Source organism: Ferrimonas marina (assembly GCF_900129905.1).
Taxonomy (GTDB): Bacteria; Pseudomonadota; Gammaproteobacteria; order Enterobacterales; family Shewanellaceae; genus Ferrimonas; species Ferrimonas marina.
In genome coordinates this window covers 705,600-721,307 of the sequence record NZ_FQXG01000001.1, presented here as the reverse complement: position 1 = coordinate 721,307, position 15,708 = coordinate 705,600, and the positions used below count along the sequence as shown (strand labels likewise).

Here is a 15,708-nt window from a genome sequence, read left to right as displayed (position 1 = left end):
AGGAAAAATCGATGCCTCGGTGGAAACTTTCACGGTAGTGAGATTCAACCGCTGCAATCTTGTTCGCTTTTGGTGATGGTTTCATTGCCAGCTTGTGTCAAGTTTTTCTGTTTGCAATCAAAGGGGTATGAAAAAACCTTGTTTGTGGTCAAGCAAATGCAACCGGGTAATGAGAGCTATTTACTCGGCCTCCTCAGGGTAAGCTTTTGATTAATAATGCTTTAATTTGGAGTGTAGGGCCGGGCTAGTCCAATCGTCACCAGTGTGATCCCGATCTCAGCCACGAATTGGAGTCGGTTGTTAAGGTTCTGGCCAATGTCAGTGCAAATGCCTCAAGGTCGTTAGGAGGGTGTTATGGAAAGGGTTGGATTGCCAAAAGGCTTGGGCCTCGCCCTGGTTCTGTGCCTGGCGCCAATCACTGCTCTCGCTGCCACAGTCGTCAGCCAGCCAACGGACTCAGCGACGTCTGCGGTCGAGAACCGCTCATTACACCAACTGCGTGGCACCACCATGGGCAATCAATACCAGGTGCAGTGGCGTCAGGGAGAACTCTCTGCGCAACGGATGTTTGCCCTGCGGGCCCAAATTGAATCGCGCCTGGCTGAGGTGAACGCCTCCATGTCCACCTGGGATCCTGACTCCGAACTCAGTCAATTTAATCACCAAGCCACAACCCAGCCGGTAGCGGTTTCCACCGATCTGAATCGGGTGCTTGGCCAGGCCCTGGCCCTGGGTGAGATCACCGGAGGCGCACTGGATGTCACCATCGGGCCGCTGTTGTCGCTTTGGGGCTTTGGCGCCGAGGCCGGGCCACGTCAGGTACCCTCTGAGCAGGCATTGGCAGCGGTGCGCCAGCAGGTCGGGCTGTCCCACCTGAACTTGGACCAGGGCCAATTGAGCAAAGATCACCCCCAAACCCAGGTCGATCTGTCGGCCATCGCCAAGGGCTTTGGCGTGGATGCCATCGCCGAGCTACTGGAGCAGCAGGGGATCCAAGACTACCTGGTAGATATTGGTGGTGAGCTGCGTGTTGCTGGACAGCGTGATAGTGGCGCTCCCTGGCGTATCGGAGTAGACAAGCCCTACGCCATCGCTAATGGCCAGGTGCAGGTGATCAACCTCGACCGAGGCGCGGTGGCCACTTCCGGCGATTACCGCAACTATTTCGAACGGGATGGTCAGCGCTTTGCCCACATCCTGGATCCCCACACCGGCCGTCCGGTACAGCGCAACGTGGTCTCCGCCACCGTACTGGCCCCCGACTGTATGACCGCCGATGGCCTGGCTACCGCCTTTATGGTGATGGGGGTGAAGCCGGCATTGTTGCTGGCGGAGCAGCGCGACATTCCCTTGATGTTGCTGGAGGATCGCCACGGCAAGATCGTCACCCACTACAGCAGTGCCTTTAAACCCTACCTCGAGCCGGGCTAGCCGGAGCGATTACCTCTAACCAATTGAACTCTTTGTCATTCCCGCGCTGAACGCCAGCACGGATGGGCAGTTGCGCCCAAAAAACACCATCGTTGTGAGGAAGTAGCGATATGAAAAAAGCCTTTGTGATGAGCCTGGTCTGTGCCTCGGTACTGGCGGTGACCGGCTGTAACAGTGACTCAGACTCCAGCGGCAACGCGGATCTGGAAGCGGAACTGGCCAAGCTGCAGCAGGAGAATGCCCAGCTGGCGGATCAGAACAGCGCGTTGGCCAGCGACAACACCACCCTGACCGCAGACAACGCCACACTCAAGGCCAGCAACGGTGCCCTTCAGGCTAAGGCGGAGAGCTACATCAGCAGCTTCCCGCAACAGTGTGCCGAGATTGGCCAGCCCTTTGATTATGTCGATCCCAACGCCCCGACGGAATCTGCGGTGGCCGCGGCCAACAGCGGGGTGATCGATCCCGACCCGGGCAGTTGTGCCAGCTGCCACGGCTACGAGGGTGAGGACAACGGCGGCAAGATGGGCTCCGAGGCGCCCCACGGGGCCTTTGGAAACCCGGACACCTCCTGCGACAGCTGCCATGCCACTGATGGGCCCGATTCCCACTACGGCACCGCTTACCTCGATGCCCACACTGAACAGGACGGCACAGACCCGGGTAACCCGACCGATCCGGTCGACCCCAGCGATCCGACCTTTGAGCAGCCCGGCTTCGGTGGCAGCGTGGTGGACGGCAAGACCGGTGCCTCCGGTCCCTCCTACTACGGTGCCGGCTCCTACCTCAATGCCGACTACCTGCTGGCTCGGGTCAATGGCATGACCGAGCAGTACGAATGGAAAGAGGTGGAAGGCGAGGGCGGTGCAACCACCCTGGCGCAGGCTTGTCAGCTGGCCAACCGTGAACACATCGAAACCATGTTCCCGGACGATGGCAAGGCCTATGAACTCAAGCAGTTCAAGAACCAACTGGGGAGCAAGACCATCGCCACCGTCAGTAAGTACACCGATGACGAGACCGGTGTGGATGTGGAGGTTCCGAATGTGGCGATCTTCGGCTATGGCCTGAAGAAGGAGGGGGATAAGTACTACGCCAGCATGAGCATCAACCACAACAACACCTGCTATAACGCGGTGATGAACGGTGACGTGCGCCTGAACTACTACGAGTACGATCCGACCCAATCCCTCAAGGTGGGAATGGGTGATGATGCCCGTAACCGTGGGGCTCGTATCCTCGGCACCGTGGATCTGGAGCGCACTATCCTGGGCAACGCCATGTGGGATTTTGCTAACCCCATCTACGGTGGCAGCGCTGGTGAGATCGTACCTGACCAGGTGGACTGGAGCCTGGTGGGTTCCTGCTCCCTGGTGGTCGAAGTGGAGGGGATCATTCCTTTGGGTTAATGGCAGTTTGCTAGGTAACTGCGAGCAGCGGCGTCTTCGGGCGCCGCTTTTTTATTGAACCCAAGGTCGCCTGCGCGACACGCCCAAACCTTACAGATCCACCTAGGCTTTTAGTTGAGCCTGGGAGGGAGGCGTAATGAGAGTCGGCTTTCGCGTGGCATGGGTGATTGTTCTGGCAGGGCTGCAGGTGAGTTGCAGCCTGTTCGGCTCTGCGGCCTACCGGGAGCTGGATGAGATAGAGCGGGCGGTGTTTCACCAGGTTAACTTTGCGCGCACTGATCCCCAAGGCTACGCCGAGCAGGTGCTGATCCCGATGCGGCCTTACTACCAGGGCAAGCTGATAGTGGCGCCACCCTGGTACCAGGAGCGTCCTGATCGGGTCCAGAAGGTGGCAACCACCGAAGGCGCGGCAGCACTGGAGGAGGCGATCGCCTATATGCTCTCAGCACAGCCTATTGGGCCACTGACCGTGGTGTCCGGCTTAAACCGCGCCGCCGAACTGCATCAACGGGAGCAGCAAGCCAGTGGCCAAATCGGCCATCTGGGCCAAGCCGGCTCCACCGCCGCTGAGCGCATCGCCATGTTTGGCCTGACGGATGCCCTGATTGGCGAGAACCTGTTTTATGGCAACGGGGAACAGTGGATTGGGGAGCTGATTGTGATGGCGCTGTTGATTGACGACGGGGTACCGGACAGAGGCCATCGCAGAGAGCTGATGGAGCCCAAGTATCGTTTGATTGGCCTGGCCTACGGGCCTCATCCGGTGTTCGGCGCCATGTGCGTACAGAGCTTTGCGGTGGAGTTTACCGAGCATGAAAAACCCCGCACGGTGGCGGGGTTGGTGAGCGCTCGATAGGCCAGGATTAGAAAATCATGAAGCTGACCAGATAGGGCTTGGCTTCGCTTGATTCGCCATCGTAGATCACCTCGGTTGTGTAGTGCGCCAGGTCTAAAGAGACCGAGTCCGCCAAATCCACGGCTTCTGGATATTGGCTCAGCATTGCGCCCTTATCCAATGGCACGGCAACCGATTCCAGCAGGCGCTCGAAATGATTGGTGTCACTTTGCGGGAACAGGGCGTCGTGCAATTGAATCGAGTGCAGATTTGCCCCCTCGAATCGCAGCTGCAGGTGGTTGCCGATGAACATGCTGCTGCGGCCTTTGCCTTTTTCAAGCCAATGCGCCATGGGGTACGCCTGGACCAGCTGTGCCTTGGTTTGCAGTTGGCCGCTGAGTGCGCTGCTGAGCAGTTGTTGGCTGATCTGCTTGTCGTAGGCTTGGGTCGGGTTAAACAGTGGCTGGGCCGCTGCGCCAGGCTTGGTCAGGATAAACTGAGTCAGTTTATCAACAGGCAGGTACTTCGCTTGGTCATGAAAGGGCTCGAAGATGAGCTGCAACTGCTCACCCACGCTGGCGCGGCGCAGATCAGGGTCAAATGCGAAGTGAGGAAGGGCTTCGCGTACCTCTTGCCAGGTTGCATGACGCCCCACTTTCTCCTCAATGTCCCAGCCGTGGTCATCAAAGGGGCTCAATAACGGGATCTCATTGCGCAATTCGCCACTGAGCGCGGGACCTTTGTTGCTCAGTGCGCTCAGCTGTCCATCTTCGAGGTAGAGCCAGTAGGTTCGCCCATAGCTCCAGATGGAGCGGTCATGCGTGGCTTGCAGCATCAGACTGGGCTTGCCCAACAGGCGCACGATCTCGAGCCCGGACATGCCAGGCTCGAGGACGCCAAGGGCGCGATTTGGGTGGATATGGGGATGAAATGCTGCCAGCCCTTCCGGCTCGGTTTCGGACGGTATGGCCAAGGTGATCTGCTGGGTATACACCAGTCGGCGCTTCCCTTGCGCCGTGAGTGGGCTCGGCTTTTCGCTCAGGCTGCGATCGTCGGGGCAGTATTGGATGGCATTGACGCTGACGTGGAGGTGTTGACCGACCAGTGTGGGCTGCTTAGTACCGCTGTGAGGGCCGTTGAATCTCTGGCGGATATAGAGTTGGGTCAGGTAAATCGCATCCCGGCCCTGCTGCTCGGCTTGGTGGGTCAGCTCTTCAAGTATCTGAGCAAACTCTGGCACGCCCGACAGATCTTCAGGCATCTTTCCCTTACCCACACTGCGATTGGCGGTGAGGACAATGGGCTCAATTTGCTGGCAATTGGGCAAGAATTCCAGGACGTCGACAGACGCCGAGACTGCGGGGCAGGTTATCAGCAGCAAAATGCTGGCAAATCGGGCTTTCATAGCACCTCCGTGTGCTAAGTAGCTTTTCCTTTTGGGGTACTACAGGGTCTTCTTTTCCATCTCCAGTCCCTGTAGAGCGATCACCGCCTGGGTGCGGTTACGCACGCCCAGCTTGCGGAAGATGGCGGTGGCGTGGGCCTTGATGGTGGCCTCGGACACCTCCAGATCGTAGGCGATCTGTTTGTTGAGCATCCCCTCGGCGAACATCTGCAATACCCGGTATTGCTGTGGGGTGAGATCCGCCAGGCGGGTACCGATGTCGTTCTCCACCTGGGTGCTGTCGGCAAAGTCGGCGACGCACTCCGGCAGGTAGGTCTCTCCCTCCAGCACCATCTCGATGGCGGCAGCCAGTTGGTCCGGATCGGACGACTTGGGGATAAAGCCCTGGCAGTCGTAGTTGAGGGTTTTAGCCACGGTTTGCGGGTCTTCGTGGGCGGAGATCACCACCACGGGGACGGCAGGGTAGTGGCTGCGCAGGTGGATCAGGGTGGAGTAGCCGTGACTGCCGGGCATCTCCAGATCCAGCAGCACCAGGTCCGGTGTGGTGTCGCTCAGCAACGCATCCAGGCTGGCCGCACTGTCGGCCTCCAGCCATTGAGCGTCGAGTTTGCCCGCCAGTGCCTGCTTCAGGGCGTTGCGAAACAGCGGGTGGTCGTCGGCGATGACTATGCGTAATTGAGCTGCGTCCATGGAATCCTGTGCCTGCTATCGTTCAGATCTGATTATTGCTCTTGTCCCACTACTGTAAGAGAAAACGAAGTGTGATAAAAGTCACCCCGGCGAATTGCCGGGGTGAGATCTGAATCAAATCAAGCGCTTTGCTTTTCGCGGCGCTTTCGGCTGGCGGCAGCCAGCATCCTCAATAGCTGCTCCGAATCGTCCCAGTTGAGGCAGGCGTCGGTGATGCTCTGGCCGAAGGTCAGTGCCTTGCCCGGCTCCACCTTCTGGTTGCCTTCCACCAGGAAGCTCTCTGCCATGATGCCACCGATGGCGTGGCCATGGTCGCTTTCGAGCTGCTGGCAGATGTCTTTGCACACCTCAAGCTGACGCTTGTGCTGCTTGAGGCTGTTGCCGTGGCTGAAGTCTACCACCACCTTGGGGATCACACCGTAGCTGGACAGCTTGTCGTGGGCGGCGATGACGTGTTCGGCCTCGTAGTTGGGCGCCTTGCCGCCACGCAGGATCACATGGCCGAAGGGGTTACCGTGGGTACGGTACACCGTCATCTGCCCGTCTTTGTCCGGCGAGTAGAAGATGTGGGGCTCACGGGAGGCGCGCACCGCATCGATGGCGATCTGGATATTGCCGTCGGTGCCGTTCTTGAAACCCACTGGGCAGGAGAGGGCGGAGGCCATCTCGCGGTGGATCTGGGATTCGGTGGTACGGGCACCGATGGCGCCCCAGGTGATCAGATCAGCGATGTACTGACCGTTCACCATATCCAAAAACTCGGTGGCGATGGGCAGCTTGAGTTCGGTGATGTTGACCAGCAGTTCGCGGGCCAGGCGCAGGCCCTTGTTGGCGCTGAAGCTGCCATCCAGGTCCGGATCGGAGATCAGGCCCTTCCAGCCGACGATGGTACGCGGCTTCTCAAAGTACACCCGCATCACGATCAGCAGGTCGTCTTTCAGTTCCTGGTGCAGTTGGGCCAGGCGCTCGGCGTAGGCAATGGCGGCCTTGGTGTCGTGGATGGAGCAGGGGCCGATGATCACCACCAGGCGCGGATCCTCACCGCTGAGGATCGCCTCCACGTCGCGACGGGCCTGCACCAGTGCATCGGCGCCAGCGTCGCTCAAGGGAAACTGCTCGGCCAGTTCGGCCGGCGTGATCACCTTGGAGAGTAGGGTGGTTCTTAGTTCGTCTGTCTTAATGGTCATGCGTTCGATCGGGGCGGATTCGCCGTGCGACGGTAAATTGGGAGAGTATACCGAATTTCCGCACCCACCGCGTGACACATTCTGTGCACTGTTGTGAAAAGTGCTGTAAAACTGCGCACTTGAGCGCCGGAACAGGGTCCGGCGCTGGTGCAGGTTTGCGAGGGATTAAAACATCTTACGCTGCAGACCGGTGAGGGAGAGGATCTTGGTGGCGATCTCCTCCACCGAGTGATAGGTGGTGTTGATGTAGGGGATCCGCTCGCGCTTGTACATCATCTCCACCTCTTTCACCTCCATCCGGCACTGGCGCGGGGAGGCGTAGGTGCTGCCCTGCAGGCGCTGGTTGCGGATCTCATGCAGGCGCATCGGCTCGATGGTGAGGCCAAACAGCTTGTGCTTGCGCGCCTTCAACTCGGCGGGCAGGCGCAGGTTGTCCATGTCCTCGGCAATAAAGGGGTAGTTGGCGGCCTTCACCCCGAACTGCATCGACAGGTAAAGGCTTGACGGGGTCTTGCCGCAGCGGGAGACGCCCACCAGGATGATGTCGGCTTCATCCAGGTTCTTCAGGCTGATACCGTCGTCGTTGTCCATGGCGTAGTGGATGGCGTCGATACGATCTGAATAGGCGTCGTTGTCGATGGAGTGGGTTCGATGCACCTTCGGCTCCGCCTTGACCCCCAGCTGTTGTTCGAGCGGCGTCACAAAAGTGTTCAAAAAGTCGTAATCCAAGGCCTCCGAAGAGTAGATAATTGCCCGAATTTCCGGATTTACGATGGAATGAAACACCAAAGGCCGCTCACCTGTTGTAATAAAACAGTCATTGATCTGGCCTTTGACCTCTTCCGCTTTGGCGATTGTTTCGACAAATGGGATGGTGTTTTGCTCAAAATCTATCGGAAATTGAGACAGAACTGCGTGTCCGAACACCTCCGCGGTGATCGCGGTGCCATCCGAAATAAAGAACACTTTACGCCCCATTTGAAGCCCCTTTACGTAAGAAATTTACATTGGATATAGCGATTTACGCTCTTGTGAGCGGCAGTGTAAGATGTCGTCGCCCCTGAGGAAAGGGGCCCCTACGCAAACCCCAGATTTTTGAGGAAAGAGCTGTGACCCAATACGTACTCTGGTACCAGGAACTTGGCATGCATGATGTCAACCGCGTTGGGGGCAAGAACGCCTCCCTCGGTGAGATGATCAGCAACCTGGCGAACGCCGGTGTGCAGGTGCCGGGCGGCTTCGCCACCACCTCCGATGCCTTTAACGAATTTCTTGAGCAGAGTGGTCTGAACGAAAAGATCTACAAGGTTCTGGATGCCCTGAATGTAGACGACGTGTCAGCCTTGGCCGAAGCCGGTGAGCAGATCCGCCAGTGGATCATCGACACCCCCTTCACTCCCAACCTGAACGAGGCGATCGAAACCGCGTACGGTCAGCTGGTGAGCGAGGCCGGTGACGAAGCCTCCTTCGCTGTTCGCTCCTCCGCTACTGCCGAAGACATGCCCGATGCGTCTTTCGCCGGTCAGCAAGAGACTTTCCTCAACGTACGTGGTCTGGACGCGGTCAAGCTGGCCATCCACCACGTATTTGCCTCCCTGTTTAACGACCGTGCTATCTCCTACCGTGTGCACCAGGGCTACGACCACCGTGGTGTGGCACTGTCCGCTGGCGTACAGCGCATGGTGCGCTCCGACAAGTCCTCCTCCGGTGTGATGTTCTCCATCGACACCGAGTCCGGCTTCGAAGACGTGGTGTTTATCACCTCTGCTTACGGCCTGGGTGAAATGGTGGTACAGGGCGCTGTTAACCCGGATGAGTTCTACGTGCACAAGCCGACCCTGAGCAAGGGCTACAACGCCATCGTGCGTCGTAACCTGGGCTCCAAGCTGGTGCAGATGACCTACTCCGACGATCAGAGCCACGGCAAGCAGGTCACCATCGGTGACGTGCCGGTGGATCAGCGCAACCGCTTCTCCGTTACTGACGAAGAGGTGATGGAGCTGGCCAAGCAGGCGGTGATCATCGAGCAGCACTACGGCCGTCCGATGGACATCGAGTGGGCCAAAGACGGCCTGGACGGCAAGCTGTACATCGTACAGGCCCGCCCGGAGACCGTGCGCTCCAACGAAGACGCCCAGGTTATCGAGCGCTTCAACCTGAAGAGCCGCTCCGAGGTGCTGAGCGAAGGCCGTGCCATCGGCCACAAGATCGGTGCCGGTACCGCCAAGGTACTGGACTCCATCGAAGACATGGACAAGATCCAGCCCGGCGACGTCCTGGTGACCGACATGACCGACCCCGACTGGGAGCCGATCATGAAGCGCGCCTCTGCCATCGTCACCAACCGTGGCGGTCGTACCTGTCACGCGGCGATCATCGCCCGTGAGCTGGGGATCCCGGCGGTAGTAGGTTGTGGCGATGCCACCAGCAAGATCAACAACGGCGACGGCATCACCGTTTCCTGCGCCGAGGGTGACACCGGCTTTATCTACCAGGGTGAGCTGGAGTTCGATGTAACCCAGTCCCGCGTAGATTCCCTGCCGACCCTGCCGATGAAGATCATGATGAACGTCGGTAACCCGGACCGCGCCTTCGACTTCGGTCGTCTGCCCAACGCTGGCATCGGCTTGGCCCGTCTGGAATTCATCATCAACCGCATGATCGGCGTGCACCCCAAGGCGCTGCTGAACCTGGACGACCAGGATGCCGGGACCAAGGCTGAGATCGCCGAGATGATGGCCGGTTACAGCGACCCGCGTGAGTTCTACATCGCCCGCCTGGCGGAAGGTGTTGCGACCCTGGCCGCCTCTGTGTACCCGCAGCGTATCATCGTGCGTCTGTCTGACTTTAAGTCCAACGAGTACGCCAACCTGGTGGGCGGCGAGCGCTACGAGCCGGAAGAGGAAAACCCGATGCTGGGCTTCCGTGGTGCTTCCCGCTACATCGACGACAGCTTCCGTGACTGCTTCGCCCTGGAGTGTGAAGCGATCAAGCGTGTTCGCGGTGAGATGGGTCTGACCAACGTTGAGATCATGATCCCCTTCGTCCGCACCGTCGGTGAAGCGGAAGCGGTGATTGCTGAACTGGGCAAGAATGGCCTGGAGCGTGGCAAGGACGGTCTGCAGGTGCAGATGATGTGCGAGCTGCCCTCCAACGCCCTGCTGGCTGACCAGTTCCTGGATCACTTCGATGGCTTCTCCATCGGCTCCAACGACATGACCCAGCTGACCCTGGGCCTGGACCGTGACTCCGGCATCATCAGCCACCTGTTTGATGAGCGTGATGAAGCGGTGAAGGCGCTGCTGTCCATGGCCATCAAGGCCTGTAAGGCCCGCGGTAAGTACGTTGGGATCTGTGGTCAGGGCCCGTCCGACCACGAAGACTTCGCCCAGTGGCTGGCGGAAGAGGGGATCGACTCTGTCTCCCTGAACCCGGACACCGTGGTGGACACCTGGCTGTACCTGGGTAAGAAGCTGGTGTAATGCCGCTTTAAGCCTGAAAAAAGCCCGCAGATGCGGGCTTTTTTTGTTTTCTGGCCGTCGCCGCTGCCTGCTATCTGCCCGGCCGTGCTATGGCCTTTACGAATTGAGTCATAAACCAGTAACAGCAAATTAAAGAAGCCGCCGACAAAGCGGCTTCTTTTTTTTATCCTAGGGGCAGATTGGATAACCAGAACAAGGACGCAGTATGCTGCCAGTGTTGGATCCGCAAGCGGCATTGGATCCCCAGTACCGGGCTTACCTGCAGGCGCTCAAGGGCGCCGGCTTTCGCGGTGAGATAGAAACCCGCTACGGCCACCGTTTGGCCTACGCCACCGACAACAGCATCTACCAGCTGTTGCCGCAGGGGGCGATTTGCCCTCGTGACACCCAGGATCTGCAGATTGCCCTGCACCTGGCGCAAAACCATGAGTACCGTGGCATCACCTTCTCCGCCCGCGGCGGCGGTACCGGCACCAATGGCCAGAGCCTCAATACCGGCCTGATTGTCGATACCAGTCGACATATGCAGGCGGTACTGGCAGTGGACAGCGACGCGCGCACCGCGCAGGTGCAGTGTGGGGTGATCAAGGATGCGCTGAACGATGCGCTACGCCCCCATGGCCTGTTCTTCTCACCGGATCTCTCCACCTCCAACCGCGCCACCCTGGGCGGGATGATCAACACCGACGCTTCCGGCGCCGGCTCGTTGGTGTACGGCAAAACCTCGGATCACGTATTGGCGGTTACCGCGATGCTGGATGACGGCAGCCTGCTGACCACCGGCCGCTGGGACGCCGAGGCCCGTGCTGGTCTTACCGGCCGGGCCAAGCAGTTGGCCGAGTCGGTGTTGACCCTGTGCCGTGACAAGCAGGCGCAGATCCAGAGTCAGTTCCCGGCGCTGAACCGATTCCTCACCGGGTACGATCTCAAGCACGCCTACAACCCGGACAACGACACCCTGGATCTGACCCGGCTGCTGTGCGGCTCCGAGGGCACCCTGGCCTTTATCCTTGAGGCCACCCTGGATCTGGACCCGATCCCCACCCAGCGGGTGTTGGTGAACATTCAGTACGACAGCTTTGACTCCGCCCTGCGTGACGCGCCGGGGCTGGTGGCGGCCCAGGCCCACGTGGTGGAGACCATTGACGCCACCGTACTGGGCTTAGCGAAAGAGGACGTCAGCTGGCACACGGTTGCCGAGTTGGTGGAGCCACAGGACGAGAGTGATCAGCAGCGTTTTGACGGCATCAATATGGTGGAGTTCGCCGGCGAACCGGAGCAGGTGGAAGCGCGCCTGGTGGGGTTGCTGGCCCGCCTGGAACAAGCCCCCAAGGGCGTATTGGGTTACAAGGTGTGTCGCGATCTGGCCAGCATCGGCCGGGTCTATGCCATGCGCAAGAAGGCTGTGGGGCTGCTGGCCAACGCCAAGGGCTCACGCAAACCGCTGGCCTTTGCCGAAGACACCGCGGTGCCGCCGGAGTCACTGGCGGACTTTATCGCCGAGTTCCGCGCCATCCTGGACCGGGAAGGGCTGCAGTACGGCATGTTTGGCCACGTCGATGCTGGGGTGTTGCACGTCCGCCCGGCGCTGGATCTGTGCGACCCTGCCGATGAGCAGTTACTGCTGCGTCTGTCCGATGAGGTGGCGGAGCTCACCGCCAAGTACGGCGGTTTGATGTGGGGCGAGCATGGTCGCGGGATCCGCTCCAAGTACGGCCCGGAGGTGTTCGGTCCGCTGTTTGACGAGTTGCGCCGCATCAAGGGCTGGTTTGATCCGCATAATCGCCTCAATCCAGGCAAGATCTGCACGCCATTAGAAGGCGATGCCACGCTGTTGCCGCTGGATACCGTGACCCGCGGCAGCTTCAACCGGCAGATAAGCCCGCTCAGCCGCGAGCAGTACGAGCGCTCTATCCGTTGTAACGGCAACGGCCTGTGCTTTAACTACCAGGCCAACACGCCGATGTGCCCCTCCTACAAGGCCTCCGGCGACCGGCTGGAAAGTCCCAAGGGGCGGGCTGAGCTGATGCGTGCCTGGCTGCGGCTGCTGGCCCGGGAAGGGATCGACATGGCCCAGCTTGGCGCTAACGGTGCCCCCAAGCCGGCCTCACTGTTGCAGCGCTGGCGCAACAGCCGGTCTGATACCGAGGACTTCTCCCACGAGGTGTATGCCGGTATGCAAAGCTGTCTGGCCTGCAAGGCCTGCTCCGGCGCCTGTCCGGTCAAGGTCGATATTCCCACCCTTCGGGCGGAGTTTCTGCACCACTACTACGGTCGCTACCTGCGCCCGATGAAGGATTACCTGGTGGCGGGACTGGAGGACACCCTGCCGCTGCAGGCCCGCTTCCCCAACCTGATCAATGCGCTGAGCCAAAATGCCCCGGCCCGCTGGCTGATGCGCAACACCTTAGGGTATGTGGATGCCCCAGCACTGTCGGTACCGACCCTGCGTGAGCGGGTAGGGCAACGCCAGCCCCAGACGCTGTCGCAGTTGCAGCAGCGCCTGGCCAAGGCCAGCGAGGCCGAGCGCAGTGACATGGTGTTGCTGGTGCAGGACCCGTTCAACAGCCACTACGATGCTGCCGTGGTGGCCCAGGGGTTGGAGCTGCTCTCCAATCTGGGCTTCACCCCGTTGCTGGTGCCCTATCTGCCCAACGGCAAGCCCCAGCACATCAAAGGCTTCCTGGATCGATTCAAGCGTACCGCCCAGACCACCACCGATGCGCTTAACAGCCTGGCGCGCTTTGATGTGCCTATGGTGGGGCTGGATCCGGCCCTGGTGCTGACCTACAGCGACGAATACGTCGAGGCGCTGGGCAGCGAACAGGTGCAGTTTGAGGTACAACTGCTGCCGCAGTTCCTGCTCGGCCAATTGAGCCGTTGGCCCCAGGCCAAAGCAGTGACCGGCCAATACCGGCTGATGGGCCACTGTACCGAGAACAGCGTCCGGCCCAAGGGAGGCGAGGAGTGGCAGCGATTGATGGCCCACTTCGGCCTGGAGCTGGAGCTGGTGAGCCTGGGCTGCTGTGGCATGGCCGGTACCTATGGCCACGAGGTGGTGAACCTGGAGCGCTCCACCGAGCTGTACCGTATGCATTGGCACGACAGTGTCGAGGCGGAACAAGCGGAGCCGCTGGTCAGCGGCTACTCCTGCCGCAGTCAGGTCAAGCGCCTGAGTGGCAAGCCTTTACGTCATCCGCTGCAGGCCTTGTTGCAGCAACTGAAGGAGAGCACCCCATGAGCCGGATCTGCAAGCGCCGTTGGGCACCGAAAACGGCGGCGCCCAAACGCCAGCCTCGTCGTGTGGCGGAGAATCGCCAGCGCCACCCGTTGCAGGAGTTGCTGGAGCAGATGAAGGAGCGATGACGCTGGATCTCAACCGATTTGCCGGTCAGCTGGAACAGGCTGACTGCGTTGCTGCCGCCAAGGTGGGGCCCCACCCGAAGCTAGATGAGTGGGACCCACCACTGTGCGGTGACATCGATATCCAGATCGACCGGGATGGCCAGTGGCACTCGCTGGGTCAGCCCATCCACCGCGAACGGCTGGTGAGGCTGTTTGCCAGTGTGCTGAGGCGGGAAAGCGATGGCCACTACTACCTGGTGACCCCGGTGGAAAAGTGGCGAATTCAGGTGTTGGATCACCCCTTTGTGCTGACCGATTTGGTGGAACAGGACGGTGCATGGCAGCTGACCGGCCCATTGGGCCTCACCGTCTGCCTGGGCGACGAACATCCCTGGTCGCTGCAGCAGGGCCTGCCCAGTATCGCCCTGTGGCACGGCAACGCGGCCCGGCTCGGTCGTAACCTCTACCATCGCCTCGCCCCCCAGTGCGAACAACGAGAAGACCAGTATGGCTTGAACCTGGGGCAGCGCTGGTGCCCCATGGGCGAGGCCTGAACCTTTTATTCCCCCACTCAACTCCTCAGGAACTGACGTGCTATCAAACTCGATCTCAATCAAGTGGCCCAGCCTGTTTTGGGCGCTCTCCTTACCTCTGTCGGCAGCGACCCCTCCCTCTTTGCCAGAACCTGTCAGCAACAACGCGGTGGCGCAGGTCAGCACCGAGCAGGGGGATTACCTGATCAGCTTTATGGGGCTGGGTGCCAATAAAGACCATAACGCTGTGCACAACAAGGTGTGGCAGTGGCGGGTGGGCGAGCCCAATTGGCAGTCAGGCCCTGCCGTGCCCAGCGTGTTGCCGCTAAAGGGCCGACTGGCGGCCACCGCGGTTGGGGTAGGGCAGGAGGCCTTTGTGTTTGGCGGCTACACCGTGGCGGCGGATCACAGCGAGATCTCGGCGCCGGATAACTTCGCCTATGACCCGGTTTCCCAGCGCTACCGGCGTTTGGCCGAGATGCCGGTGCCGGTGGATGACAGCGTCGCGCTGTCCTATCAGCAGCGCTACATCTACCTGGTCAGCGGCTGGCACAATGATGGCAACGTCAACCTGGTTCAGCGTTATGACACCCAGACCGATCAATGGGCTCAGGCGACCCCCTTCCCTGGTCCGGCGGTATTTGGCCAAGGTGGGGCAATCTGGCAGGACACCCTGGTGGTGTGTGATGGGGTCAAGGTGGTGGTGCCCAATGCCGACGAGGCCCGTTTGGCCGACACGCCACGTCGCCAGTTCCTGCCGTCACCAGAGTGCTTTGTTGGGCGAATTGATGCAGACAACGGTCTGAAGATCCATTGGCAGCAGTTGGCCCACCCCTCTGGTGTCGCGCTGTATCGTCGTGCCGCCGCTGCCCATAATGGCCAGCTGTGGTTTGTCGGTGGCAGCAACAACCCCTACAACTACGATGGCATCGGCTATGACGGCAAGCCTTCTGCGCCAAGCCGTCGCATCGACCGCTACGACATTGCCACCGGCCAGTGGCTAAGTGGCGAAGGCGTTCAGGCACCGACCATGGATCACCGCGGCCTGCTTTGGTTGGACAATGGGGCGGTATTGCTGGGCGGCATGGGTGAGGATCAACGGGTGCTGTCCGAGGTGTCGCTACTGCCGCTGGGCCAGTAGAACAGGCAAAAAAAAACGCATGCTCAGGGGAGAGCATGCGCTGCAGAATATTCGGCAAATCAAAAATTGCTTACTGAGGAAATGACACGTCAGACAACGGACGCAAACTGAACTGCTAACTCGACTTGCGCCACGACCCACGCAGTGTGAGCCCCATCCCGTTGTTGATGGTCGGCAGTATAAAGTCGCTTGCACATGGGTACCAACGACATATCATTATTCTCGAATGAGCTGATTTAATGCGAGTCGT

The 15,708-nt window shown here is 60.0% G+C and carries 12 protein-coding genes; 8 read left to right on the top strand and 4 right to left on the bottom strand.

The features are described 5' to 3' along the window. Positions 1-354 precede the first annotated feature (354 nt). The 3 genes from BUC04_RS03325 to BUC04_RS03315 all read left to right on the top strand — a co-directional run bounded on the left by BUC04_RS03325 (position 355) and on the right by BUC04_RS03315 (position 3,696). The gene (locus BUC04_RS03325; RefSeq protein ID WP_082766626.1) at positions 355-1,431 is read left to right on the top strand and encodes an FAD:protein FMN transferase; all 1,077 of its coding nucleotides are present in this window, start codon (positions 355-357) and stop codon (positions 1,429-1,431) included. Between the two features lie 110 nt (positions 1,432-1,541). Further along, complete coding sequence (locus BUC04_RS03320) at positions 1,542-2,840, top strand: coiled-coil domain-containing protein (protein ID WP_067658632.1); 1,299 nt, start codon at positions 1,542-1,544, stop codon at positions 2,838-2,840. A 136-nt stretch (positions 2,841-2,976) separates the two neighbouring features. Beyond that, positions 2,977-3,696, top strand: coding sequence for a CAP domain-containing protein (locus BUC04_RS03315; protein ID WP_067658630.1), 720 nt, complete (start codon positions 2,977-2,979; stop codon positions 3,694-3,696). Between the two features lie 7 nt (positions 3,697-3,703). Here BUC04_RS03315 and BUC04_RS03310 read toward each other — a convergent pair whose 3' ends face one another. From BUC04_RS03310 to ppsR, 4 genes are all read right to left on the bottom strand, one after another. Then, positions 3,704-5,080 (bottom strand): hypothetical protein, encoded by a 1,377-nt coding sequence (locus tag BUC04_RS03310; RefSeq protein WP_067658627.1) that lies wholly within the window; start codon positions 5,078-5,080, stop codon positions 3,704-3,706. 39 nt (positions 5,081-5,119) lie between these two features. Further along, complete coding sequence (locus BUC04_RS03305) at positions 5,120-5,770, bottom strand: response regulator transcription factor (protein WP_067658624.1); 651 nt, start codon at positions 5,768-5,770, stop codon at positions 5,120-5,122. 119 nt (positions 5,771-5,889) lie between these two features. Next, entirely contained in the window at positions 5,890-6,957 is a 1,068-nt protein-coding gene (locus tag BUC04_RS03300) for a 3-deoxy-7-phosphoheptulonate synthase (protein WP_067658621.1), read from the bottom strand. A gap of 165 nt (positions 6,958-7,122) precedes the next feature. Then, positions 7,123-7,935: a posphoenolpyruvate synthetase regulatory kinase/phosphorylase PpsR gene (gene ppsR, locus BUC04_RS03295; protein ID WP_067658618.1), complete on the bottom strand. Its 813-nt coding sequence runs from the start codon at positions 7,933-7,935 to the stop codon at positions 7,123-7,125. 131 nt (positions 7,936-8,066) lie between these two features. On the opposite strand from ppsR, the gene ppsA reads away from it, so the two are divergent. The 5 genes from ppsA (at position 8,067) to BUC04_RS03275 (ending at position 15,458) form a co-directional block, all read left to right on the top strand. Continuing rightward, on the top strand, positions 8,067-10,439 hold the full coding sequence (gene ppsA / locus BUC04_RS03290) for a phosphoenolpyruvate synthase (protein ID WP_067658615.1): 2,373 nt from the start codon (positions 8,067-8,069) through the stop codon (positions 10,437-10,439). 205 nt (positions 10,440-10,644) lie between these two features. After that, positions 10,645-13,680 carry a D-2-hydroxyglutarate dehydrogenase YdiJ gene (gene ydiJ / locus BUC04_RS03285; RefSeq protein WP_067658611.1) on the top strand — a complete coding sequence of 1,012 codons (3,036 nt, stop codon included), beginning with the start codon at positions 10,645-10,647 and terminating at the stop codon, positions 13,678-13,680. Further along, entirely contained in the window at positions 13,677-13,805 is a 129-nt protein-coding gene (locus BUC04_RS24195; RefSeq protein WP_268762508.1) for a hypothetical protein, read from the top strand. Before ydiJ ends, BUC04_RS24195 begins: the two co-directional genes overlap by 4 nt. Further along, positions 13,802-14,338, top strand: a complete 537-nt coding sequence (locus tag BUC04_RS03280; protein WP_067658609.1) for a DUF1285 domain-containing protein — start codon at positions 13,802-13,804, stop codon at positions 14,336-14,338. Before BUC04_RS24195 ends, BUC04_RS03280 begins: the two co-directional genes overlap by 4 nt. 121 nt (positions 14,339-14,459) lie before the next feature. After that, complete coding sequence (locus BUC04_RS03275) at positions 14,460-15,458, top strand: Kelch repeat-containing protein (protein ID WP_234977307.1); 999 nt, start codon at positions 14,460-14,462, stop codon at positions 15,456-15,458. Positions 15,459-15,708: the final 250 nt, after the last annotated feature.